This window comes from Mucilaginibacter rubeus (assembly GCF_014643835.1).
GTDB classification, from domain to species: domain Bacteria; phylum Bacteroidota; class Bacteroidia; order Sphingobacteriales; family Sphingobacteriaceae; genus Mucilaginibacter; species Mucilaginibacter rubeus.
Map to the genome: position 1 here is coordinate 306,651 of NZ_BMKD01000003.1, position 24,883 is coordinate 331,533.

Sequence of the window (24,883 nt, forward strand, 5' to 3'; positions counted from 1 at the left end):
AATGATGGTTGGGCCGGCTAAAACTTTTTATAGTAATCAAGCGGGGGGCCTACACGTTCAAAGCCATGTTGCTTTCTGAATGCATCAAGCTCGGCTTCGGATTTACCTTTCATCAAACCATCGCTCAATGCCTGGAAACAAGCTTCCATTATACCGGCCGGCTGAAAGGTAATCAGCATTTTAGCCGGTGCGCCATCGCCTATTTTAGTAAAAGTGTGCGAAACGCCCCTTGGGCCAAATACGCTGTCGCCCGGTTTGGCATGGAATAGCTGGTCGCCTACTTTAATTTGAAATTCGCCTTCCAAAATATACCACCATTCGTCCTGCTCATAATGTACATGCAGGTTAGGCCCGCCTTTTTTAACCCGGTTTGATTCATAAACATACATATCACCATCAGTATCCCTGGTTGAAACTTTGGTATAGAAAGTATCGCCATCAAATAAGTGCATTGGATTTTGAGCGCGATCTGCTCCTGCATCGGTTTTACAGCCTTTCTTTTCCCTGGTTTTGAAGAGGTTATTGGCAACTCCATCAAATGGAATGGCTAAAAATGTGGCAGCGCCCATCAAAGCGCGTACAAATGTATTCCGTTTCATATCGGGTTGTTTTGATTATGAATGTTTTTTCAGAAGGTTTACAAAGAAAGATCAGCGGGAGTGAAAATACTTTTGAGTTTGTTACAAATACTTTCTTGTTCGTTACATTTTAAACCTTTGTGTCGGGTAGTAGGTTGTACTTGCTATGCCTTGTTGTGCTTTAGGCAGTTCGCCGGCGTGGAAAAACCCAAGCGAATGATTGAAATGGCAGTGGCATCGAAAAAAAATAAAGCGGGTACATGGAAAACCAGCCCCGCTTTATCTAAAAACATTTTTAACAATGATTAAGCTGCTGCGTTTTTCTTTTCAGTAACTTCTTTACGGATATCCGTAGCTAATACTTTTAACTGTTGCATAGCGTTACGCAACCTTGTACCGGCAGCTTTGTTGCCTTTTTCATAAAAGCTTGCTGCATCAGCTTCAGCTGCTGCGATTACTTCTTTCACTTTTTCGAAATTTATCATTTTTTTATTTTTTAAGGCCGCAAATGTAGGGAATATAAGTTTATAGGTAAAATGGGCTTTTTCATACTTAAAGTATTCCGTTGCGGTGTAATTAAAATAATAAAGCCTTTCGGATAAACGGAAAGGCTTTACTGTTATTATGGATAATAGGAGGTTATTTAACCGCCCATTCGTGGATCCCGGAAGAATTATCAACCGGTAACTGAATTTCCATCCGCAAGGCTGTAGTAGCAACCGGCTCAAAAGTAACTACGTTAAAGCTATCTTTACTTATGGCGTAGGATGTAGTATTTTTAACAGGAACCCACTGCCCGTCTTTTTTATACAGGATCTTGTATGATACCGGGATGCGGCAGCCACCCCATGGGCCGTCATCATACCAGTAAACTTTTGATTCACTAACGGTGTGTTCAGTATCAAAATCATACTGCACAAACTCATTGGTGTTTTTTGCAGGCCACCAGTGCAGGTATGGGTAGTTGGTATCTTTGGAATCGGCGGGTTCATACTGGTCTTTTATTGCAGCAAACATCCTTACGTTTTTTAACGACGCGCTTACTTTGCTGGTGCTGGCAATGGTAGGTGCCGGTTTTGGCCGCACTGCCGAAGTTTCATAAGGGATCCAAACGGTCATTTCGCTCGGACCGCGATTGGCCCAGGCATAGTAGGGGATAGCCTTCACCATTTGGTCGGTTTGTAAAATGCTGTCGGTTTTTAGTTGGCGTTTGGCGCTTTTTCCTTCGGCACTGATTACATCGACGCCATTGAGCAGGTCGGCATGATAGTTGGCATCGGCAATGGCATTTTTATCAATCAATATGTTTTGTGCCAGGCTGTCCTTGTTATCAGGGCCTTCAAGACAATAAACAATTGGGCCGCGCTCAAAAGCAAATCTGCCACGGTCGTCTTTAACCTGTTGATTGGCCAATACCTTTTCGGTTTCCATCGGTAATAAAAGTGAAACCTTATCGCCTTTTTTCCAGGTGCGTTTTAATATGGCATAGCCTTTTTCAGTTTCAAATGATTTTGCCTGCCCGTTGATCATCAATGTAAGCGGGAAAGACTTCTTATCCATGAAGGTGTACAGGTCGCCTGGTACAGGTTGTTGTTTTGCCCAGCCCGGGATGCGTACCCTTAAAGTAAATTCGCCGGTTTTATCGGGGTTAACGGTAATGTCAACCCTGCCTTTCCAGGGGTAGTCGGTTTGTTGTACAATGTTTACGTTACCCGAAGTAAGTTTGATATTACTTGAGTTGCTCATAAACAGGTTAACGTACAGGTCGTTTTTGTTTTTGGCATACACATAACCCGGTAATGAAGGTAAAAAGCGGGTCATGTTGCTGATACAGCAGGCGCAACTGATCCATGCGCTGCGCTGATGCTGGAACATGGAAGCCAGCGGATTTGGATAGAAAAATCTGTTACCACTCAACGATACGCCCGATAACAGGCCATTGTAAAGCGTACGTTCAAGCACGTCAATATATTTCGAATCGCCGTGCAGCAGGAACATCCTGTTGTTCCAGTAAACGTTGCCAATAGCCGCGCAGGTTTCTGCATAGGCCGACATATTAGGCAATTGATACGCTTCGCCAAAAGCTTCACCTGCCCCGGTTGCACCGATGCCGCCGGTGATGTATAATTTTTTGGTTACAACATCACTCCAGATATCGTCAATGGCCGCCAGATATTTGGTATTACCTGTTAGTGCGGCTATATCGGCCATACCGGTGTACATATAAGCAGCCCTTACCGCGTGGCCTTCGGCTTCATGCTGGTCAACCACTTTTTTATCGGCCTGGTTGTAAGCATCTCCCTTAGGGCCGCGCACATCTAAAAAGAATTTGGCGAGGTCGAGGTATTGCTTGTTGCCGGTTACACGGTACATTTTTGACAATCCGATCTCCACTATCTGATGGCCCGGATACTCCTCAATTTTGCCCGGTCCAAAAGTTTTAACCAGCAGGTCAGCATTTTTTATGGCAATGTTGAGCAGTGTGCGTTTACCGGTTGCCTGGTAATGTGCCACAGCTGCTTCATAAAGGTGGCCTGCGTTATATAGTTCGTGGCTAAGGTCTTCTTCCTTTTCCCAGCGTTTGGAACCTATCCACTCATGAGGCTTTTTAGCGTTAACAGTCCTGAAAGTGTATAAATAGCCATCCGGCTCCTGGGCCGCGCCGATAATGGAGATGAGGCTATCAATGGATTTATCAAGCTGCGGGTTCCTTTTATTCTGCATGGAATAGGATGCACCTTCAATGGCCTTATATACGTCGGTATCATCAAATGGAAATTCACTTAACTTATCACCATCCAGTTTTTTTGCCGCACGTAAAAAGTTATCCATACGCCCATTGGCTTTACATTGCGCCAGTACATACGGAATGGTAACGGTGGCATTTACTTCCATTTTGGGCTGCCAGAAGTTGTCATTTACATGTACGCTTGTGAAGGCAACAGGTTGGATGGGGTAATCTTTTTGCTGTGCCAATACCGGGCTTGTAAGTGCAGCCCATGAAAGGGCAAGCACAACGACAGCTTTTTGTTTATTGATCATGATATTCAAGTTCTTTTACTTTTAAAATTAGTTTTTAACCATCCGGCTGCCGTAAACCGGGCCTGCGCTGTTCTCTTTTTGCGGCAGCAGTTTTACGGTTACTTTTTGTTTGCCTTTTGTCAGTTCAATAGGCAAGGTGTAGCTGATATCGTAAAAACGGCTCTCTTTATATTGGTTCAAATCTTCAGAAGCCAATTTAACGCCATCAATCAAAATATCAAATTTTCTGCCGCGGTTGTCCATGCCCCAGTAGCTGTTAATCAGCGTATTTTGCGCATTGGCATCAACCTTCATTTCATATTGCAGGTAGCCTCCGTTCTCTGTTGACCGCCATTTCTTTTGGTGATCTTCGCCTGTAGTGGCGTTTTCACTGCTGAAGTTATGATCGCGCTCGGGCTGCATTTCGCCTACACGTAAAATGTCCATGGTGCGGGCTTCTAACTCCTGTTGTTTTTTCCTTTGCTCGTCATACGCTTTTTGCTGCACAATCCAGGCCTGTGGTGTAAATACGTCCCAGTAAACAGAATAGTATTGATTTTGGGTTTGATTAAAAGGGATTAGTGTAACTTCTTCAGGTTTTGAAATATTCACCGTACGGAAGCTCAATTGTTTCTTGTCAACCATTTGCAGCCATTGGTTAGGGTCAGTTTCGCTGGTTACAAAAACCGGAACACCTTTCAACGGATCGGGCTCTGTATTGCCTAAAACACCAGCCAATAATACCGGGCCGTAAAATACCGCGCGCCTGTTGGCATTGTCGGGCATGGCTTCGGTATAAAGCTTTTCGGGTGTTGTAAATTCAATTTTATCGTTGTTGCTCCATTTGCGGTTTAGCACAATATATCCCTGGTCATCAGTGGCAGCATTTTGAGTTTTCCCGTTAATGCTGATGGTAGCAGCGCCAGTCCATTTTGGTTTACGGATGCGGATAGCCATGGTAAGCGGCTTTTTGGTGTTCACCGTAAATGTGATGTGATCGTCATTAGGGAAACTGCTTTGCTGCTTCACCGATAAACCTTTTGATGCCCAGTTAAGTACTGAGGGGATAAACAGGTTTACATATAAGCTGCCATCGGCACCTTTAAAGTAAATGCTTTCGTTGTATTTAACATGGTTTTCCATGCCCGAACCAACACAGCAGGTAAAATCATCAAATGGCGTACTATAATGCTTGGTGCCGCCCATACGCAATGGTACAAAGTAGCACATCATCCCGTCAGTGTGGTTTTGCGATGCAAGGATATGGTTATACAGCGCTTTCTCGTAGTAATCCATCAGCATGGCCGAAGGCTCAACCGCAAACAAATGCCGGGTTAATTTCAGCATGTTGTAGGTATTGCAGGTTTCGGTAGTGTTTTCTGTTAGCTTATCGTTCAGTTTGTCTGCATCGCTCAGGTATTCATAATTGCTGTTACCTCCTGTTGCGTAGGAATGGTGGTTAACAATGGTTTCCCAAAAGAAATCGGCAATGGCTTTGTCTTTTTTATCGCCGGTAAGCTCGTACCTGCGTGCACTGGCTATTATCTTAGGGATCTGGGTGTTAGAATGCTTGCCCGGCAGTATATCCTGTTTTTGTGATAGCGGATCGAGAATCTTTTTATCATAGAATTTATAGGATAGCTCCAGGTATTTTTTATCTCCATTAATAGCATAGAGGTTAGTTAATGTTTCTGCCATACCTCCATATTCACACAGCAGCATTTTTTGCAGTTTCTCGTCATCAAGGTTTTTGATGGTTTCCCCTGTCCAGTTGGCCATACCTTTGCATACTTTTAAGGCTTCGGCATTATTGCAATATAAATAGGCATCAAGTAAACCGGCCATAATTTTATGCACAGTATACCATGGCGACCAGCCACCGTTCAAATCGAAGCCACGGGAGCGGATCTCGCCTTTGGCAACCTCGGCCCAGATGGTGTCTTCTTTGGGGATTGCGCCCACGTAACCTGTTTTACGGGCTACCTGGCATTCGTCAAGTTCTTTAACTATATAGTTTGCGCGTTTCAAAAATTCAGGATCGCGGGTTGATGCGTAGTGCATGGAAATGGCCGACAGGTAATGTCCTAATGTATGCCCTGCCAAACCTGATGACTCCCAGCCTTCGTACATCTTACCTTTAGGTTTAAGGCCCGAGTGTGAACGGAAAGCCGAAAGTAATCTGTCGGGCTCTATAGATAGCAGGTATTTAACATCAGCATCCATTGCCGTTTTAAAAGGGCTCTCCAATAATTGAACGTCCTTTAAATTAAAAGAATAGGCTTTAACCGGAACTACCGGTTTTATCTTTACCCGGGTATCGTTCAATTCGGGTACGTAGGATTGTGCCTGGATAGTTTGTGCCCCTGCTAAGCAGGCTACGAGGCATAAGTTCAATTTAAACCACTTTTTTATTAGCATGATATGTTTGTGTAACGGTAAGAATAACTTTCAACTAAATTAGTGTGCTTTGCACAGTTGTTTTGAATAATATTTTGCAGTTGATAGCAGGATTTTATCCGTTTTTTTAACGTGCGAATTATTTACAGTAAGTTTATTAATGATACTGCGAATTAACTATCAATATATTAACGTTTTAATGGGTTTTTATATAAATATAATATCAAATTAATGCTATTGTAACAGTAATGTTAAGATACGGGCAGTATTGGCAAATTTCATAAAAAAACAAGGGGCGGCTCGCGGATAGTTTTACGTGTCTGAAATACAGCATGTAATATATAGTTTTTAACCCCAAAATTTAATTTATGAAGTTTAAACAATTACTAAAGAGGTTCATTTTGCCTTTACTAAGTGTGTTTGTGTTTTGTTACAGCACCTACGCGCAAACAGTAACATTAAAAGGAAAGGTAACCGACGAGAAGGGCGAGCCCATAGTTGGCGCTTCCGTTAGAATAAAAAATACAAGCGCCGGCTCTGTTACCAATGGCAGTGGTGTGTTTAGCCTCAACTATACAGGGCAGGGGACACTTATTGTAAGCGCTATTGGTTTTACCGCACAGGAAGTTAAATTAAACGGTCAGGTGCAAATTAACGTAGCCCTGGCTGAGGATAACAAAACGCTGAATGAGGTTGTTGTGACCGCTTTGGGCATCAAGCGTGACAAAAGGATCTTAACTTACAGTTCGCAGGAGGTAAAGGCAGAATCCATTGCGCAGTCAAAAGAGCCCAACCTTGTAAATGCTATTGCCGGTAAGGTTGCAGGTGTGCAGGTTACAAGCTCATCAGGTACGCCGGGTAGTTCGGCGAGGATTGTGATCAGAGGTGGATCTTCAATTTATGGTACTAACGAGCCTTTAATGGTGATTGATGGCGTTCCTGTCGATAATACTGAAACAGGCAACCTTAATTCAGGGCCGGGAACTAACCGTATTGCCGATATAGATCCGTCGATTATTGCCAGCATGAACGTTTTAAAGGGTGCGGCGGCAACGGCCCTGTATGGTTCAAAGGGCGCAAACGGAGTGGTTATCATTACAACTAAAAGCGGTGGCATAAATAAAAAACCACTTATCACTTTTTCTTCGGATTTTTCTTTTGAAAACCCATTATTGCCGCAAATTCAAAATAAGTACTCGCAAGGTACAAACGGTATTTATTACGACGGTGTAAATCAAAAAACAAGTACATCATGGGGAGCAGAGATGGATACCCTGAAAATTAACGGGCAGCCCGCTAAAGTTTATAACCAGTCCGATCTGTTTTTTAAAACCGGCCATACTTATAACAATACGGTAAACATTGGCGGCGGCGGTGACAATTCTACTTACCTGGTTTCATACTCTAATTTTAATCAGCAGGGAACAGTTCCTACAACCAAATTTTTGCGCAATACATTTTTTGCAAAGTATAGTGCACAGGTGCTAAAAAATCTGAATACAACGTTCCAATTAAATTATTCAAACTCGCAAAATGACAGGCTGCCTGAGGGATATGCCCTTGAAAGCCCGGTTTGGACAATTTTTACAGCACCGGTTTCATACGATTTGCAGCCTTATTTAAACCCGGATGGGACACAGCGGTTGTATCGTTTCTCCAGAAATAATCCTTATTGGGTATTGGATAACATCAAAAACCATTCGGGTGTTAACAGGTTTTTGCCAACCTTTACTGCTGACTATAAGCCCTTTTCATGGCTAACTATTACTGAAAGGTTTGGTGCCGATGTTTATACCGAGATGGACAGGTACCATGAGTCGACCCAGTCAGTATCAAATCCTAACGGCAGGCTCGTTGACCAGAATATCAATTACCGCCAATACAATAACGATTTATTGATTAGTGCCAATAAGCAATTTGGTGATTTTAATGTAGACGTTGTTTTGGGTAATAACCTGATCTCAAACTATACAGAAAATACATATGCAAATGGTGTAGGTTTAACCGTACCTGGCTTGTACAATATGTCATCTGCCTCAACAGTTACTTATAAAGAGGCTTCGTATCTGCAACGAAAGGTTGGTTTTTACCTGCAATCAAACATTGAGTATAAGCGCTTCCTGCTATTATCATTAACTGGAAGGTATGATGGCAACTCGGTATTGTCAAAAGACCATAGCTTTTATCCTTATGGCTCTGCCGCCGGTAGCTTCATCTTCTCAGAATTTTTCAGCCCGGAATTTTCTAAAGTAATGAACCTTGGTAAGGTAAGGGTTTCATATGGTACTGTTGGTAATGACGGCGGCATAGGTCCTTATAGTTTATTAACACCATATAATAGCGCAACTATACGTAATCTTATATTCCCTTATGCAGGGCAGGCAGGCTTTTTGAAAAGTGATGTACTCGGTAACCCAAATCTGAAAAACGAACGCATTAACGAGTTTGAAGCAGGCTTTGAAGCGGGCTTTTTTAATAATCGAATCAGCCTTGAAGCCTCATTTTACAGCAAAAAAACAATTGATGGTATTATCCCCACAGTGGCCCTTGCGCCATCAACAGGTTATGCTTATACAAGTGTAAATTCGGCTATAATGCGTAATAGGGGTATCGAAGTATTATTAAATGTTACGCCAGTTAAGAGCCGTGATTTTAACTGGGACCTTACCTTGAATTTTACTCGTAACCGAAACAAAGTACTTTATCTTGATAAAGACCTGTCTTTAATTAACAATACCTTCACCAATGTTGTAGTTGGGCAGCCTTACGGCGTAATATACGGTACCCGCTACGCCCGTAACGCAGCTGGTAAGTTATTGATTGATGATACCGGCCTTCCGTATGCCGATGATACACAAGGTATAGTAGGTAATATTAACCCTAACTGGCTTGGCGGTATCAACAACAACTTCAGGTATAAACAATTTAATTTCAGTTTCTTTTTTGATATCAAACGCGGCGGTGATATCCAAAACAATGTTGATGGCTACGGCTATTTTTACGGAACACCAAAAGTTACCGAAAACCGTGGTTTAAGGGTGGTTGATGGCGTAAATGCTACTACCGGACAGCCAAACACCGTAGCGGTTAACGGTCAGGCTTATTATCAGCGTGCAAACGGTGTTTTGGAATCGGTTATACAGGATGGCAGCTATGTAAAACTACGCAACGTTAGTTTAGGCTATACTTTAAAACCATCATGGTTAAGCAAAAGCCCTTTCAAATCGGCAACATTTAGCGTAACCGGCCGCAATCTTTGGATCCACGCTCCGCACTTTACAGGCGGTGACCCCGAAGTTAGCTCGTTTGGCTCTTCAAACGGATCACAGGGGATCTATTCATTTTCAACCCCAACTTCAAGATCAGTTGATTTTAGCCTGAAAGTTACCCTATAATTTAAATCATTAATAAGAAATTGTCATGAAAAATAAATATATCACGTTAATAACATGCGCGTTGGTAAGTTTTACGGGCTGTAAAAAATACATTGATGTAAACCAGGACCCCAACAGGCCTATAGATGTTAAAGAAGCTCAGATCCTTGCACCAGTTGAGGCTGCCATATCACAAAATATCAATGCAGCTGGTGGTGCTAATCTGGCCATAGTACTACAACAATACCTGCAGGTGATCGCTTTAAACCAGGTGCCACCTAACTTTGGCACCTACCTCATGTACCATCAGGATATGGATAGTGATTGGTATAATTTTTACACGCAGGTGATGAATAACCTTGTGCTGTTAAACAAAAAAGCGGAAGCCGATGGCAATGCCAACTACGCTGCCATATCAAAGATTTTGCTGGCTTATACACTTGGCTCAGCTACTGATGTTTGGGGCGATGTGCCGTATTCAAAGGCTTTTCAAGGTATAGATAATCGTACCCCAACTTATGACAGCCAGGAAGCTGTTTATACGCAGATACAAACTCTGCTTGATAACGCTGTTGCCGATATTGCCAAAAGCAGCGCCACGGTGCCGGCTGGCGATGATTTTTACTACACCGGTGATATGAGCAAATGGAAAAAGGCGGCTTATACATTAAAGGCGCGTTATTATATGCACCTCACTAAAGCTCCGGGACATACAGCTGCCGCCCAGGCACAACTGGCCCTAACCGCTCTTGAAAACGGCATGACAAGTAATGATGATGATATGAAAATGCCTTTCGCCGGTAGTGCTGGGGCAGAAAACCCGTGGCAGCAAAACTTTTTACCGGGCTCAACACTGGTATTAGCTTCAACGTTTGTTGATGGTTTTGCAGCCAGGAAAGATCCCCGCGTATCAAAAATGGTAGCCCCGGCAATTGAAACGGGTTTGTATACTGGTAGGGTAATCGGCTCGGACGATATTGGTAGTTTGGAATCGTATTCATTAGGTGGTTCTTTTTATGCAAGTACAAGCTCAAATAACTATATTGTTACTTATTCAGAAGCGCTATTTTTAAAAGCCGAAGCTACGTTTATAATATCCGGGGCTACTGCTGCGCAGCCGGTATATATGCTGGCTGTTAAATCGCATATGTCAAAATTGGGTATTGCTGATGCCGTTGCGGATAATTATTTAACTTCAAGGGGAACGCTTACGAGTGCCAACGCCATGAAGCTTATTATTGAAGAAAAGGTTGTTGCTAACTTCCTGTCGATGGAGAACTATACTGATTGGAGGCGTACAGGCTTCCCTGCATTAACCAAGGTGAAAAATGCCTTGTCGGATATTCCGCGCAGGGTGTTATATCCGCAAACAGAAATGACTGCAAACCCGCAGCCGCAGCAAAGCGCCAAGCTTACCGACAGGGTTTGGTGGGATGCGCAATAGGCGTTATTTAGCAGGCGCATTGCCGGTAAGTAACATTATAGGTTAAAATACGGTTAGTGTCTGCTAAATTGTTAAATAAACGATAATAAGTACTATCTTAATTTTGTGAAAAATAATATACAATGATAACTTTTGATTGGAAAGGCGTACTCCCTGCAGTAACTACTAAATTTACAGATAATGACGAACTTGATTTTGAAGCTTTTGATATAAACCTGAATGCCCAGCTTGAGGCCGGTGTTGACGGATTTATATTAGGTGGCTCATTAGGCGAAGCAAGCGTTTTAAGCGATGATGAAAAATTCGCGCTGCTTACCCATACTGTTGAGTTTGTAAAAGGAAAAGTACCTGTTGTACTGAACATTGCCGAGCAAACTACCAAAGCTGCTGTTGCATATGCACAAAAAGCGTTTGATAAAGGTGCGGATGGCCTGATGTTATTGCCGCCAATGCGTTATAATAGTGAAGCCCGCGAAACGGTGGCTTACCTTACTACTATTGCGAAAAGTACCGAATTGCCAATCATGATCTACAATAACCCTGTTGATTATAAGGTTGAGGTTACTTTAGATATGTTTGAACAGCTTGCTGCTTATGATAATATCCAGGCAGTAAAAGAATCAACCCGTGATATATCAAACGTTACCCGCATGATCAACCGTTTTGGTGAAAGGTTCAAGATCTTTACCGGTGTTGATCCGCTGGCTATGGAAAGCCTTGTGATGGGTGCAGATGGCTGGGTTGCCGGTTTGGTTGATGCCTTCCCTAAAGAAACCGTGGCTATTTACCGTTTGGTTAAAGCAAAACGTTACGACGAGGCTTTGGCTATTTACCGTTGGTTTTTGCCGGTACTTGAGCTGGATATCCATCCTAAATTGGTACAGTACATTAAACTGGCTGAGGTTGCAACCGGTATAGGTACCGAAAATGTACGTGCGCCACGCTTACCATTAATTGGTGCTGAGCGCGAAAAAGTTCAGAAAATCATAAACGACGCGCTTGTTGCAAGGCCAGAATTGCCTGTAGGCAGCTGGGGTAAATTGACTGAGGTAGCGTTATAATAACATATGGCAAGTAAAACTTTCTTTTGTGTTGATGCCCATACCTGCGGCAATCCGGTAAGGCTGGTTGCAGGCGGTGGTCCTGCGCTTAAAGGCGACAACATGAGCCAGAAACGTCAGCACTTTTTAAAAGAGTATGATTGGATCAGGACCGGCCTGATGTTTGAACCCCGCGGTCATGATATGATGTCGGGAAGTATCCTGTATCCACCACATGACCCGGAAAACGATGTTGCTGTTTTGTTTATCGAAACCAGCGGTTGTTTACCCATGTGCGGTCATGGAACCATCGGCACAATCACCATAGCCATTGAGGAAGGGTTGATCCAGCCTAAAACTCCGGGTATTGTGCGCATGGAGGCGCCCGCTGGCCTTGTATTGATCGAGTATAAGCAGGAGGGCAAAAAGGTAACCTCGGTGAAACTCAGAAATGTGGCCGCATATCTTGCTGCAACTGATTTAGAAGTTGAATGCCCTGACCTTGGTACACTTACTATCGACGTTTCGTATGGTGGTAACTATTACGCCATTGTTGATCCTCAGCCTAACTTTAAAGGTATCGAGCATTATACAGCAGGTCAGCTGATTGCCTGGAGCCAGATGTTGCGCAAACGGATTAACGAAAAGTACCAGTTTGTACACCCACAGGATCCTACAATTAATACCTGTACACATATCCTTTGGGCGGGTGCTACACTATCTGAAGATGCTACTGCACGTAACGCCGTGTTTTACGGTGATAAAGCTATCGACAGGTCGCCTTGCGGAACCGGTACTTCGGCCCGTATGGCGCAGTGGTTTGCCAAAGGTAAATTGAAAGTAGGTGAGTCTTTTATTCATGAAAGCATCATAGGCAGTAAGTTTACCGGCAGGGTTGAGGATGTGGTTAAGATCAATGATATCGACGCCATTATTCCAAGCGTTGAGGGTTGGGCTAAAGTTTACGGTTACAACACCATCAAAATAGATGATGACGATCCCTATGCTCACGGTTTTCAGGTGATCTAATATATCACCAAACGTCATTGCGAGGAACGAAGCAACCCCAAACAATACAGGGCGAACCTGCTAATTGGGGTTGCTTCGTTCCTCGCAATGACGTTCTCATTTAACAGATTTAAAAATATTAACAAGCTTTCGGCTTTCCGCCTTAAGCTTTCAGCTTAAAATAAAAATGGCAAAGGTGCTGATAATAGGAGGTGGGATAGTAGGACTTAGTTCGGCTTATTATTTACAAAAGGCCGGGCATGAAGTTACTGTGCTGGATAAGGGCGATATGACCGATAGCTGTTCATATGGAAACGCCGGTATGATAGTGCCAAGCCATTTTATCCCGCTGGCAACGCCGGGTATGGTTTCGCAGGGCATTAAGTGGATGTTTAACAGCAAAAGTCCGTTCTACGTAAAGCCATCTTTAAACCCTGAACTGATATCATGGGGATTAAAATTTTTAAAGAAAGCGAATGCCGCGCACGTTGAAAAATCGGCTGTTCCTTTAACGGAGCTTTCCCTGCTCAGTAAAAAGCTTTATGAAGATCTGAGCAAAGAGCCAGGCTTTGATTTTGACCTGGTTGAAAAAGGTATCCTGATGTTTTACAAAACCGAAAAGGCAGGCGAAGAAGAGGCGCACATGGCCGAAAAAGGCAGGGAATTAGGTTTGGATATGGCGGTGCTTAGTGTTGATGATTGTAAAAGGCTACAGCCAAAGCTTGAGCTTGACGTGTTGGGCGCGGTACATTACCGTTGCGATGCACACCTTTCGCCAAATAAGCTGATGGCCGCATTGATCAGGTACCTGAAAGCTGCCGGTGTAAAATTGCTTACCAATAAAGAGGTTACAAAAATTGAAACTAAAGGCGGTAAAGTGAGCAGGGTATTGGCAGGCAATGAAGAGTTTACCGCTGATGAATACATTATTGCTGGTGGTTCATGGTCGCCGGCTATTGGCAGATTGTTAGGTTTAAAAATCTTGCTGATGCCGGGTAAAGGATATTCATTCAATGTAAAAGATGATAGCGACACCATGCACATCCCTGCATTGCTGGCCGAAGCAAGGGTTGCCATTACGCCAATGAATGGTGGTTTACGCTATGGTGGTACTATGGAGCTTGACAAGATCAACGATCGTATCAACATGAACCGTGTAAAAGGTATTGTAGAATCCGTGCCAAAATACTTCCCGGGTTTAAAACCTGCTGTTCCTGAACAAAAGGATATCTGGTTCGGCTTCCGGCCTTCATCTGCAGACGGATTGCCATACATCGGCAGGAGCAAACAATATAGCAACCTTACCGTGGCTACCGGTCATGGTATGATGGGGCTTAGTCTGGGCGCAGCAACCGGTTTGTTGGCAAGTGAAATTATATCGGGCAAACCAACCTCTATTGATATTAAAGAATTTGCTCCTGAAAGATCTTAATTTAAACAATTGATTACCCTTCCGGCATGCCGGAAAACGGAACCGCTCATTCACCCCTGATGAACGGTTTTTTTGCGTTAACAGGAGTTTGTTTTATTACCTGCATCATAAAAAACAGGTTGAAAATGGGTTTTCTGCGTAAAATGCATGGTAAGTGTAAAATATACAATAGTTGTATTCTGTACAATTAAAAATATTTTATTCGGCCAAATAGTGGCTGTGGTGCCTATAATTTTGATTTTAATTGTTTATATAACATTTAATTTACTTCATGTTTGTTGGATAAAGAAGGGTTTTTCGGTCAATTTAGGCACCTGTATCAACCATAAATTATCAAATATTGCCCGTATTTTATCCTTTTAACTTCAATTGTTGGCAAATTAAGTTAAGTAATTGTAAATTCAACAAGTGATAATCAAGTAGCAGATGAAAGTTTTACAATTTACTATCCCGGTTCCGCACGATAAAAGTGTGATTGCAGAAAAGGTTTGTTTGCCTTATCATTACCCATACCTGCATCGTCATAAAGAAATTCAGCTTACCTGGATCCAGCAGGGTGAGGGGACTTTGATTGCAGGAAATAATATGCATGATTACTCTGCAGGCGATTTGTTTTTAATAGGCGCCAACCTGCCGCATGTGTTTAAAAGTAACCCCGAATATTTTGCGCCCAATGCCAACAAGCAGATAGAGGCGCTTACAATATTTTTTAACCCGGAAGGGGCTTTGGCACCGCTGTTTAATTTACCTGAGCTTAAACCGAGCCTCATATTTATGCAGCAGCATCAACAGGGTTTTAAATTACCGCATTCTGTTGTTGACAAAATATCGCAGATCATGATCGCATTGCAAAAAGCTTCCGGCCCTGACCAGTTGATCCAGTTTTTTCATCTGCTTAAAGGGCTTACCAATATCAAAAGCAAATTGGATCCTTTATCAACCTATGGCAACCTGCCGGGGATAACCGAAAATGAAGGGATCAGGATTGGTAATATCTATAATTACATTATGCAGCACTACAGTGAGCCTATTACGCTTGAGGACGTTGCTAAGGTGGCCTATATGACGCCGGAGTCGTTTTGCAGATATTTCAAAAAGCATACTGGTCATACTTTTATTTCGTTCCTGAACGAGATCAGGATCAACGAGGCCTGCAAAAAATTGATTGCCCATAAATTTGAAAGTATTAACACCGTAGCTTACAAGTGCGGTTTCAAGAGTATTACTAACTTTAACCGGGTATTCAAATGCGTAATAGGTAATTCGCCACGTGGCTATCTCGACTCATACAACAACAATCTGATAAGCCTGAACAGGGCTGCAAGCTAATAGCTACTTTAATTTTCTTACCTCAAACCAAAATATATCGTGCTAATTAATACTAAAACAACCATAAAAGGTTTGGCTCTTTACGCCCTTACTATTGGTACCCTAACCGTTAAAGCGCAGACCGCTCCTGCCGGCAATTTGTATGAGCAAAGCAGCGAAGTAGCGGGTACCATTATCAGATACGGGCAGGATATGAACGCTATTCATGACTTTTATTCGCCGTATAACGTTAATGATCGTGCCGAAGAACAATACAAACAGGATGTCATTAACTCGCCAGAACAACGTAAAAGATTAATTGAGGTTGACAATGATTATCTGAAACAGCTGGAGCAAACCGACTTTAATGCCCTGAGTATTTACGGCAAGGTTGATTATATCCTGTTGAAGAAACGCATCAACTTTGATCTGAAAGATCTGAAGAAAGAAGAAGGCCTGTATAGTCAGGCTGCTAAATACATTTCATTTGCCGATGAGATTTACGCGCTTGAACAAAAGCGCCGCCGCGGAACGTTTGTTGATGGCGAAAAAGTTGCTGGCGACCTGAACAAGATCCTGAAAGAACTTAAAGCAGATACGACGGCATATCGTAAGCTTCCGTCGGTAGATATGCCTGTAGCAAAAGTTACCAAAGCTGCATTAGTTGGTTTAAAAGGTCGTTTAAAGGACTTTTTTGGGTTCTATAATAAATACGACCCTTCATTTACCTGGTGGGTACCTGAACCTTATAAAGCCCTTGATAATGCGCTGAACAGGTACAGTGAGCTGGCTATAAGCAAAGGAAAGTTGAACACCAGCCAGAAAAGCGATAGCAGCGGTATAAAAGGTGTGCCCATCGGCAGGGAAGAGTTGATCAATCAGCTGCAAGCCGAAATGATCCCTTACACGCCCGAAGAGCTTATCAAGCTTGCCAACAAAGAGTTTGCCTGGTGCGATAAGGAAATGCTGAAGGCATCGCAGGAAATGGGTTTTGGCAGCGACTGGAAAAAAGCGTTGGAGAAAGTAAAAAACAGCTACGTGCCGGTAGGTCATCAGCCCGAACTGATTGTTAAATTATATAACGATGCGCTAAGCTTTATCAAAGAGCGCGACCTGATCACAATACCGCCACTGGCCGAGGAAACCTGGGGCATGGTAATGATGTCGCCGCAAAGGCAATTGGTTAACCCATTTTTTACCGGTGGCAAGGAAATCAGCATCTCGTACCCAACCAATACCATGCAGTATGAAGACCGACTGATGAGCATGCGCGGCAACAACCCTTACTTTTCAAAGGGGACGGTGCAGCACGAATTGATTCCCGGTCATAACCTGCAATATTTTATGAACAGCCGTTACAAAGCTTATCGTCAGGATTTCGGTACCCCATTCGCGGTTGAAGGCTGGGCTTTGTACTGGGAACTTTTACTCTACGATAAAGGGTTTGCCAAAACACCTGAAGAACGTGTAGGTATGCTGTTCTGGCGTATGCACCGTTGCGCCCGCATCATATTTTCACTTAACTATCATTTAGGTAACTGGACTCCACAGCAATGTATCGACTTTTTGGTTGACCGTGTAGGTCATGAAAAAGCCAACGCCGAGGGTGAAGTTAGACGCTCATTTGAGGGAGGCTATAGTCCGCTTTACCAGGTGGCATACCTGTTAGGTGGTTTGCAGTTGACAGAATTGAGGAAAGAACTGGTTGACAGCGGTAAAATGACCTACAAGCAATTCCACGATGCCGCCATTAAAGAAAACCTGATCCCGGTTGAAATGTTGCGCGCCACGTTAACCAACCAGGCATTAACTAAAGACTTTACAACAAGCTGGAAGTTTTACGACTTTGAGACTAAATAATTAAACAGCATCGAAAGCTATCAGCTTTAAGCTTTCAAAAAAACTTTTTTATGGAGAACAGCACTTCTTTTAAGCCTTCGTTGCGGTTGATGGATGCCACCATGCTGGTGGCGGGCAGTATGATTGGCTCCGGTATTTTTATTGTGAGCGCGGATATTACCCGCAATGTGGGCAGCGCAGGCTGGCTGCTATTTGTGTGGCTCATCACCGGTTTTATGACCCTAACTGCGGCCTTAAGTTACGGTGAACTGAGCGCCATGTTCCCAAGAGCAGGGGGGCAGTATGTTTATCTGAAGGAAGCTTACAGTCCTTTGGTGGGCTTTTTATACGGATGGAGTTTTTTCACGGTAATCCAGACGGCTACTATTGCGGCCGTGGGCGTGGCCTTTGCCAAATTTACAGCTTACCTCATCCCCCAATTGAGTGAAAGTCTTGTTGCTATTGATCTGGGCTTCGTTACCATATCACCGGCGCAACTGCTTTCAATCCTGGTGATCGTATTTTTAACCTATATCAATACCCGCGGCGTTAACAGCGGAAAAATTGTGCAAACTATTTTCACCATGGCTAAGCTGCTGAGCTTGCTGGGTTTAATTGTGTTTGGCTTATTTGCTTTAAAAGCTTCGGTATGGAATGAGAACTGGAAAAATGCCTGGAGCATGCATAGCCTCAGCGCTAATGGTTCCATTGCTTCTTATACTACCATTGCAGCCCTGGGCGCAATAGCCTCGGCCATGGTTGGCTCCATATTCAGCAGCGACTCATGGAATAACGTAACTTTTATTGCCGGCGAGATCAAAAATCCGAAAAGGAATATCGGTTTAAGCCTGGCGCTGGGTACACTGATCGTGACGGTGATTTACATTTTAACCAATGTAATGTATACTGGTGTGCTTTCCCTGCATGATATTGCCAGCGCCGATAAAGATAGGGTAGGCGTGGTTGCTTCGCAGCATATTTTTGGCAGCTCGGGTACGGTGATCATTGCGCTGCTTATCATGGTATCAACCTTTGGCTGTAATAACGGACTCATCATGTCGGGAGCGAGGGTTTATTATTCGATGGCTAAAGACAGGCTCTTCTTTAAAAAAGTAGGAACGCTGAATAAAAACTCGGTACCGGGTTTTGGTTTGTGGTTGCAATGTGTGTTTGCCTGTTTGTGGAGCCTGAGCGGTAAATACGGCGATCTGCTGGATATGATCTCCTTTGTGGTGGTGGTTTTTTATGTGCTTACTATCATCGGGATTTTTATACTCCGCAAAAAAATGCCCAATGCGGAGCGGCCTTACAAAGCTTTCGGCTACCCAGTATTGCCGGTTATTTATATCATTATGGGCATTGCCTTTTGTCTGTTGCTCATCAAATACAAACCTGCTTATACTTATCCTGGCTTGATCATCACTTTAACAGGCATCCCGGTTTATTACCTGATAGGTGGCAGTAAACAACGCAAAAGCGCCGAACTCCCGGTTGAAAGTTTGTAGACCGGGGACATTCATTATATCAATTCATGAAAAAGATCTTATCGCTGCTATGGCTTTTAACTATTGCCATAGCAGTTCATGCTCAAAACGGAAATTTTATTAAGCTGGGCACTGCAAAGTTCTCTACCGGGAATGATGCCGCCTGGAAAGAAGCTGCTTTCAACGATACCCAATGGAAAAACATCAAAGTTGGTGACGTTTGGCAGGAGCAGGGCTATCCCGATTACCACGGCTTTGCTTGGTACCGGATTCATGTGGTAATTCCATCATCGTTGAAAAAGCAGGCGGTGTGGGCCGATAGTTTGCGGGTATTCCTCGCCCATGTTAATGACGTTGACGAAACGTATTTTAACGGTAAGCTGATAGGTAAAACCGGGGCATTCCCTGAAGATAAAGGCGGTTACATAAGTAAATGGCCTGCCGTGCGTAATTACTGTATTGCGGCAGATGATCCAGCTATTAAATGGGATGGAGAAAATATCATAGCCATCAAGGTATACGATGGCGGAGGCTCAGGGGGGATTTTTATGGGCGCTCCTTTTATTGATATGCTGGAGAAATTTGACGGTATTGTTTTCACTCAAACCGACATTAGCTTTTTACCCAATGCACAATCTGTTAGGAAATTAACTGTAGGTAATAGCTTTAGAACCAGTATCACAGGCAAGTTTCACTATAAGATAATCGATGAGGTTACTGAAAAAACAATCGCCGAAAAAACTGTAAACGCAAATCTGCCACCGTTGGGTAAGGAAACCTATACGCTTACCTTCCCGCACCGCGAGGGCATTAAACTGTTTTACGAGTTTACCGAAGCGGCATCCGACAAGACCAAAACCTTTGCCGAAATAGCGCCGTATTTGCTTACTCCTAAAGCATCTTTAAAGCCAATGATTAATGGCGCTTCAGTTTTAGGCGTTCATCCCGGCTCACCGGTACTTTATAAAATTGCTGCAAGCGGACAACAGCCCTTGAAATATATGGTTAAGAATTTGCCTCAAGGTTTAGTACTTGATAATAAAACAGGCATTATAACAGGAACTGCACCTGAAGCAGGTGATTACAATGTATCAGTTTCCGTAAGCAATACTTTAGGAAAAAGCGAACGAACGCTAACTATTAAATCGGGTAAGTTATTAGCGCTTACCCCACCCATGGGCTGGAACAGCTGGAATTGCTGGGGATTAAATGTAAGCGATGAAAAGGTAAGGCTTTCGGCTAAAGCTATGGTTGATAAAGGCCTTACCGATTACGGTTGGAACTCTATTAACGTGGATGATGGCTGGCAGGCACCCGCAAGGCAACAGGATGGAGAAATAGCCGCAAACGAAAAGTTTCCGGATATGAAAGCCCTTGGTGTGCACCTGCATCAGCAGGGATTAAAGTTTGGCATTTATTCATCGCCGGGAATAAAGACCTGTGGCGGATACCTCGGCTCGTTAGGGCATGAAGGGCAAGATGCCAGCACTTACTTTAACTGGGGCGTTGACTATTTAAAATACGATCTGTGCAGCTACTCAGACCAAACGGCAGGTGATACCACATTATTCGCACAGCAAAAGCCATACATGGTCATGCGCGATGAATTGGCAAAGCAACCACGGGATATTATTTACAGCATTTGCCAGTACGGTATCAAAGATGTTTGGAAATGGGGCGCAAAAATGAATGGCAACCTGTGGCGTACCACGGAGGATATCACCGATACCTGGGAAAGTTTGTATGGCATTGGCTTCAGTCAAACCAATAATGCAGCCTATGCCGGACCGGGAGGATGGAACGACCCGGATATGCTTATTTTAGGCAGGGTGGGTTGGGGCGAAAATCTTCACCAAACCAATCTGACACCTTATGAACAATATACCCATATGAGTCTGTGGAGCCTTTTATCGGCACCACTGCTTATTGGTTGTGATATGGATAAGCTTGATGATTTTACTCTCAACCTGTTAAAAAACCGTGAAGTAATTGCCATTGATCAGGATGTAGCAGGCAAGCAGGCCGAGAGGATGATCAATGATAAGCAAATCCAGGTTTGGGTTAAACAGCTGGCAGATGGCAGCAAAGCCATAGGCATCTTTAATCTTGGTGAAAAATACGCAAAGTATGATCTGCAGTTTAAAAGTATAAAACAGGGTAAGGCCAAAACAGTGCGGGATCTCTGGCAGCAAAAAGATCTCGCTAAAAATGTTGTCGCTGTTTCCTGCAACATCCCGCCGCATGGGGTAAGGTTTTATAAATTGATGTAAACAAGACCGTTGCCCTCGCGTTGAGTACTGTATCGCTTGACCGTTTTTTAATCTGTTTTGAGATTGTGTTGTATAAATAAGATAAAATCCTGCTATAACTGGTTAGGAATCTTCAGTACATATCATAAAAGGTTAAATATATTTGCTTGCGCAAAATAATGGCGTAAGCCCTCGTTTTTTACTAAAATATCTGCCATGGCTAACAACTTTAAAGAAGAAAGCACCAAAGAAATAAATATCATTATGCAGCAATCGCAAAGCGCGTTTGAGGCTTACCAAAAAACAAGTGCCGAACAAAAGGCCCTGTTTATAGAAGCTATTGCTGATGAAATAGAAGCACTGGGCGATGCCCTGCTGCAAAAAGCATCCGAAGAAACTAATCTTCCGTTGCCACGTTTAACCGGCGAGCGCGCACGTACTACTGGTCAGTTGCGCATGTTTGCCGGGATGCTGCGCGAAGGAAGCTGGGTTGAGGCCAGTATCGATACCGCTTTGCCCGACAGGAAACCATTACCTCGCCCGGATCTCCGCAAAATGCTTGTCCCACTGGGACCGGTTGTTGTTTTTGGCGCAAGCAATTTCCCATTTGCGTATTCAACCGCAGGTGGCGATACTGCAAGTGCTTTGGGTGCAGGCTGTTCGGTAGTAGTAAAAGCACACCCTGCCCATGCCGAAACTTCTGAAATGGTTTACCAGGCAATCAAAAAAGCGATAGTGCGCAGCAATATGCCTGAGCATATTTTTCAGCATGTACATGGCACATCGTTTGAAAGCGGTAAAGCACTGGTTCAGGCAGATGATACCGCTGCCGTTGGCTTTACAGGCTCAACTGTTGGCGGACTGGCATTGCTGCAATATTCATCAGAACGCAAAAAGCCTATCCCCGTATTTTCAGAAATGGGTAGCATCAACCCGGTTATATTTTTACCAGATACTTTGAGCAAAAACGCCGCCGACCTGGCTGCGCAATATGCAGGTTCTATTACTTTAGGTGTTGGTCAGTTTTGTACCAATCCGGGCTTAATGCTTGCTATTGAAGGCGAAGGCCTTGATAATTTCTATAAACTTTTGGGTAATGGTATTGAAGCTATTAAACCAGCCAAGATGCTGCATGCTGGTATCCATTCGGCTTATGAGAAAAAGAGCCATGCAGCTTTAGAGCAAAGTGGCGTAAGCAGCGTTGTTAAATCAGCCACAGAGGCTGTTGATATCGAAGCTCAGCCAACCATCGCACTGGTAAGCGCCGAAACTTTCCTTGAAAACCACCTGTTACGTGAAGAGGTGTTTGGCCCATACTCATTAATGGTAAGCTGTAAAGACGAGCAGGAACTAATCAAAGTTTTAAAATCGGTATCGGGACAACTCACTACTACAGTAATGGGTACCGACGAGGATTTTGCGGGCCATTCCAACCTGTTGCAATTATTGCCGACCATAGCAGGCAGGGTATTGTTCAACGGTGTGCCGACTGGTGTTGAGGTTTGTGCCAGTATGGTGCATGGCGGCCCGTTTCCGGCCACTACCGATAGTCGTTTTACAGCGGTAGGTGTTAATGCAGCTAAACGCTGGGTACGCCCGGTTTGCTACCAAAACTGCCCGGATGCTTTGTTGCCTTTAGCTTTGCAACAGGCCAATCCAGCAAATATTTGGCGTTTGTTTGACGGCGAATGGAAGAAATAGTGAGCCGTTAATCATCATCAGATAATCAAATATAAATTATACTTGCACATGCCGGTTCCTCAACAGAGCCGGCATGTTTAATTTTGCATTATGAAACTTCAACGTTTTGATCAGCAGGTTTACGTACAGCGCCGCAATGTTTTAAAACAGAGTATGGGCGCCAACGGTATCATCGTTTTGTTAGGGAACGAGGATAGCAGCATGAACTATAAAGACAATACCTACCTGTTTAGGCAGGATAGCAGTTTTTTATATTATTTCGGACTTGATGTAGCAGGTTTGGCAGCCATTATTGATACAGACACCGGTGAGGAAGTGATATTTGGAAACGACCTTACTATCGATGATATCGTCTGGACAGGCACCTTACCATCTGTAAGTGAGATGGCTGCACTGGTTGGCGTTTCGCAAACAAGGCCTTATGCCGATGTAAAGCATTATATTCATAAGGCGGTTACCGGCAGTCGCCCGGTTCATATCCTGCCGCCTTATCGCCCGGAAAATAAAATCAAGCTGGCCGATTGGTTAAACACCAGTCTGGAAGATGTGGCCGGTCGCGTTTCATTGCAATTGGTAAAAGCGGTAATAGCTCAAAGGGTGATCAAAACTCCGCTTGAAGTTGCCGAGATAGAAAAAGCCGTATCCATAAGCGTTGATATGGAACTGGCAGTAATGAAATATGCCCGTCCGGGTATCAGGGAATACGAACTGGTAGCCAAAGCGCATGAAGTGGCCATTGCCAATGATTCGCGCTTAGGTTATCCGGTAATCATCACCAAACACGGTCAAACACTGCACACGCACTATTACGGCAATATCCTGGAAGAGGGCGATATGGTACTGAGCGATATCGGTGCCGAAAACGCCATGCACTACGGCGGTGATTTGACCCGTACCTTCCCGGTAGGCAAGCAGTTTAGCACCCGTCAAAGGGAGTTGTATGATGTGGTTTTGAACTCGATGGATCATGCTATTAGTATGCTGAAACCCGGCGTACGCTACAAAGATGTACACCTGCAAGCCTGCCAGAAACTGGCCGAAGGCCTGAAAGCGGTAAACCTGATGAAAGGTGACCCGGCCGAGGCTGTTGCAGCCGGAGCGCATGCCATGTTTTTTCAATGCGGCTTAGGCCACATGCTGGGCATGGATACCCACGATATGGAAGATTTAGGCGAGCAATACGTTGGCTATACCGATACTTTGAAAAAGGAAACTGCTGTTTTCGGTCTAAAATCATTGAGGTTAGGCCGCGAACTGGAAGCCGGGTATGTGCTTACCGTAGAGCCGGGTATCTATATCATCCCCGAATTGATAGATCGTTGGCAGGCCGAAAAGAAATTCGCTGAGTTTATTAATTACGATGTGTTGAATACCTATCGTGATTTCGGCGGCATCCGTATCGAGGATAACTTTTTAATAACCGATACAGGTAGCCAGTTATTAGGTAAATATTTGCCTAAAACTCGTCAGGAGATTGAGGCTTTGAGAGGATAGCGGATAAATAAGAGTGATATGGCGCATAGTTGACTCACCCGGTCTGCGCTATGCTGGACCAACCCTCTCTTCGCCTTTGGCGGAAAGAGGGTAAAGGAAAGAAGAGTAAAACCCCCTCTTTACGCTTGCGTAGAGAGGGGTGACGAGCGCAGCGAAGTCAGGGTGAGTCGATACGGCGTTTAATTCTTTACTCGCGTCCAATCATGGGTTATTGTTCTAAAGAGATGATTTTTTAAATCCTTTGTTCGTTTAATTTCTTGAGCTAACGGCCACTTAGCTTTAACTGAATAGTGGATTCATACGTAACCCTGTATCTTGTTTAATTAATTGATTCTTAGTTGTTTATATATTAAAAATTGAATTTCTGTTAACCCTGTTAACCCCCTCGACTCCCTTGCCGGCTTTGCCGTGAACACTTAGTTATTTTATAATTTAAGCGAAGGGCGCTTGAACTTGCAAAAGGGATTAACCAAACAAATCGGCCCGCATCCAAAAGCCGCGGGCCGATTTGTTA

The 24,883-nt window shown here is 43.7% G+C and carries 15 protein-coding genes; 11 read left to right on the forward strand and 4 right to left on the reverse strand.

The genetic code is table 11. The annotated features are described in order from the left end of the window. Positions 1-17 precede the first annotated feature (17 nt). The 4 genes from IEX80_RS11590 to IEX80_RS11605 all read right to left on the reverse strand — a co-directional run bounded on the left by IEX80_RS11590 (position 18) and on the right by IEX80_RS11605 (position 6,017). Positions 18-599: a cupin domain-containing protein gene (locus IEX80_RS11590; RefSeq protein ID WP_188832988.1), complete on the reverse strand. Its 582-nt coding sequence runs from the start codon at positions 597-599 to the stop codon at positions 18-20. Between the two features lie 284 nt (positions 600-883). Then, on the reverse strand, positions 884-1,063 hold the full coding sequence (locus IEX80_RS11595) for a BF3379 family histone-like protein (RefSeq protein ID WP_090532015.1): 180 nt from the start codon (positions 1,061-1,063) through the stop codon (positions 884-886). A 154-nt stretch (positions 1,064-1,217) separates the two neighbouring features. Further along, the gene (locus IEX80_RS11600) at positions 1,218-3,620 is read right to left on the reverse strand and encodes a glycoside hydrolase family 127 protein (RefSeq protein WP_188832989.1); all 2,403 of its coding nucleotides are present in this window, start codon (positions 3,618-3,620) and stop codon (positions 1,218-1,220) included. Between the two features lie 27 nt (positions 3,621-3,647). Further along, positions 3,648-6,017: a glycoside hydrolase family 127 protein gene (locus IEX80_RS11605; RefSeq protein ID WP_188832990.1), complete on the reverse strand. Its 2,370-nt coding sequence runs from the start codon at positions 6,015-6,017 to the stop codon at positions 3,648-3,650. A gap of 347 nt (positions 6,018-6,364) precedes the next feature. Between IEX80_RS11605 and IEX80_RS11610 the strand changes: the two genes are divergently transcribed. The 11 genes from IEX80_RS11610 to IEX80_RS11660 all read left to right on the forward strand — a co-directional run bounded on the left by IEX80_RS11610 (position 6,365) and on the right by IEX80_RS11660 (position 24,369). Continuing rightward, positions 6,365-9,391, forward strand: coding sequence for a SusC/RagA family TonB-linked outer membrane protein (locus IEX80_RS11610; protein WP_188832991.1), 3,027 nt, complete (start codon positions 6,365-6,367; stop codon positions 9,389-9,391). Positions 9,392-9,416: 25 nt separating this feature from the next. Further along, complete coding sequence (locus IEX80_RS11615) at positions 9,417-10,814, forward strand: SusD/RagB family nutrient-binding outer membrane lipoprotein (protein WP_188832992.1); 1,398 nt, start codon at positions 9,417-9,419, stop codon at positions 10,812-10,814. Between the two features lie 122 nt (positions 10,815-10,936). Further along, positions 10,937-11,875, forward strand: a complete 939-nt coding sequence (locus IEX80_RS11620) for a dihydrodipicolinate synthase family protein (protein ID WP_176623059.1) — start codon at positions 10,937-10,939, stop codon at positions 11,873-11,875. A 6-nt stretch (positions 11,876-11,881) separates the two neighbouring features. Continuing rightward, positions 11,882-12,883, forward strand: coding sequence for a 4-hydroxyproline epimerase (locus IEX80_RS11625; RefSeq protein ID WP_188832993.1), 1,002 nt, complete (start codon positions 11,882-11,884; stop codon positions 12,881-12,883). Positions 12,884-13,049: 166 nt separating this feature from the next. Beyond that, the gene (locus tag IEX80_RS11630) at positions 13,050-14,294 is read left to right on the forward strand and encodes an NAD(P)/FAD-dependent oxidoreductase (protein ID WP_188832994.1); all 1,245 of its coding nucleotides are present in this window, start codon (positions 13,050-13,052) and stop codon (positions 14,292-14,294) included. Positions 14,295-14,720: 426 nt separating this feature from the next. Further along, positions 14,721-15,623: an AraC family transcriptional regulator gene (locus IEX80_RS11635; RefSeq protein WP_176623065.1), complete on the forward strand. Its 903-nt coding sequence runs from the start codon at positions 14,721-14,723 to the stop codon at positions 15,621-15,623. A gap of 39 nt (positions 15,624-15,662) precedes the next feature. Further along, a complete protein-coding gene (locus IEX80_RS11640; protein WP_229701610.1) occupies positions 15,663-17,462 on the forward strand; it encodes a DUF885 family protein in 1,800 nt (599 codons plus the stop codon). A 50-nt stretch (positions 17,463-17,512) separates the two neighbouring features. Next, entirely contained in the window at positions 17,513-18,946 is a 1,434-nt protein-coding gene (locus IEX80_RS11645; RefSeq protein WP_188832995.1) for an APC family permease, read from the forward strand. 26 nt (positions 18,947-18,972) lie between these two features. After that, positions 18,973-21,195, forward strand: a complete 2,223-nt coding sequence (locus tag IEX80_RS11650) for a putative Ig domain-containing protein (protein ID WP_188832996.1) — start codon at positions 18,973-18,975, stop codon at positions 21,193-21,195. A gap of 195 nt (positions 21,196-21,390) precedes the next feature. Then, positions 21,391-22,875 carry an aldehyde dehydrogenase (NADP(+)) gene (locus IEX80_RS11655; protein ID WP_188832997.1) on the forward strand — a complete coding sequence of 495 codons (1,485 nt, stop codon included), beginning with the start codon at positions 21,391-21,393 and terminating at the stop codon, positions 22,873-22,875. Between the two features lie 90 nt (positions 22,876-22,965). Next, positions 22,966-24,369: an aminopeptidase P family protein gene (locus tag IEX80_RS11660; protein WP_188832998.1), complete on the forward strand. Its 1,404-nt coding sequence runs from the start codon at positions 22,966-22,968 to the stop codon at positions 24,367-24,369. Positions 24,370-24,883: the final 514 nt, after the last annotated feature.

Bases quoted from the DNA above. Each gene is read 5' to 3' on its own strand.
- IEX80_RS11590 (WP_188832988.1), bottom strand. From the start codon at position 599: ATGAAACGGAATACATTTGTACGCGCTTTGATGGGCGCTGCCACATTT.
- IEX80_RS11595 (WP_090532015.1), bottom strand. From the start codon at position 1,063: ATGATAAATTTCGAAAAAGTGAAAGAAGTAATCGCAGCAGCTGAAGCT.
- IEX80_RS11600 (WP_188832989.1), bottom strand. From the start codon at position 3,620: ATGATCAATAAACAAAAAGCTGTCGTTGTGCTTGCCCTTTCATGGGCT.
- IEX80_RS11605 (WP_188832990.1), bottom strand. From the start codon at position 6,017: ATGCTAATAAAAAAGTGGTTTAAATTGAACTTATGCCTCGTAGCCTGC.
- IEX80_RS11610 (WP_188832991.1), top strand. From the start codon at position 6,365: ATGAAGTTTAAACAATTACTAAAGAGGTTCATTTTGCCTTTACTAAGT.
- IEX80_RS11615 (WP_188832992.1), top strand. From the start codon at position 9,417: ATGAAAAATAAATATATCACGTTAATAACATGCGCGTTGGTAAGTTTT.
- IEX80_RS11620 (WP_176623059.1), top strand. From the start codon at position 10,937: ATGATAACTTTTGATTGGAAAGGCGTACTCCCTGCAGTAACTACTAAA.
- IEX80_RS11625 (WP_188832993.1), top strand. From the start codon at position 11,882: ATGGCAAGTAAAACTTTCTTTTGTGTTGATGCCCATACCTGCGGCAAT.
- IEX80_RS11630 (WP_188832994.1), top strand. From the start codon at position 13,050: ATGGCAAAGGTGCTGATAATAGGAGGTGGGATAGTAGGACTTAGTTCG.
- IEX80_RS11635 (WP_176623065.1), top strand. From the start codon at position 14,721: ATGAAAGTTTTACAATTTACTATCCCGGTTCCGCACGATAAAAGTGTG.
- IEX80_RS11645 (WP_188832995.1), top strand. From the start codon at position 17,513: ATGGAGAACAGCACTTCTTTTAAGCCTTCGTTGCGGTTGATGGATGCC.
- IEX80_RS11650 (WP_188832996.1), top strand. From the start codon at position 18,973: ATGAAAAAGATCTTATCGCTGCTATGGCTTTTAACTATTGCCATAGCA.
- IEX80_RS11655 (WP_188832997.1), top strand. From the start codon at position 21,391: ATGGCTAACAACTTTAAAGAAGAAAGCACCAAAGAAATAAATATCATT.
- IEX80_RS11660 (WP_188832998.1), top strand. From the start codon at position 22,966: ATGAAACTTCAACGTTTTGATCAGCAGGTTTACGTACAGCGCCGCAAT.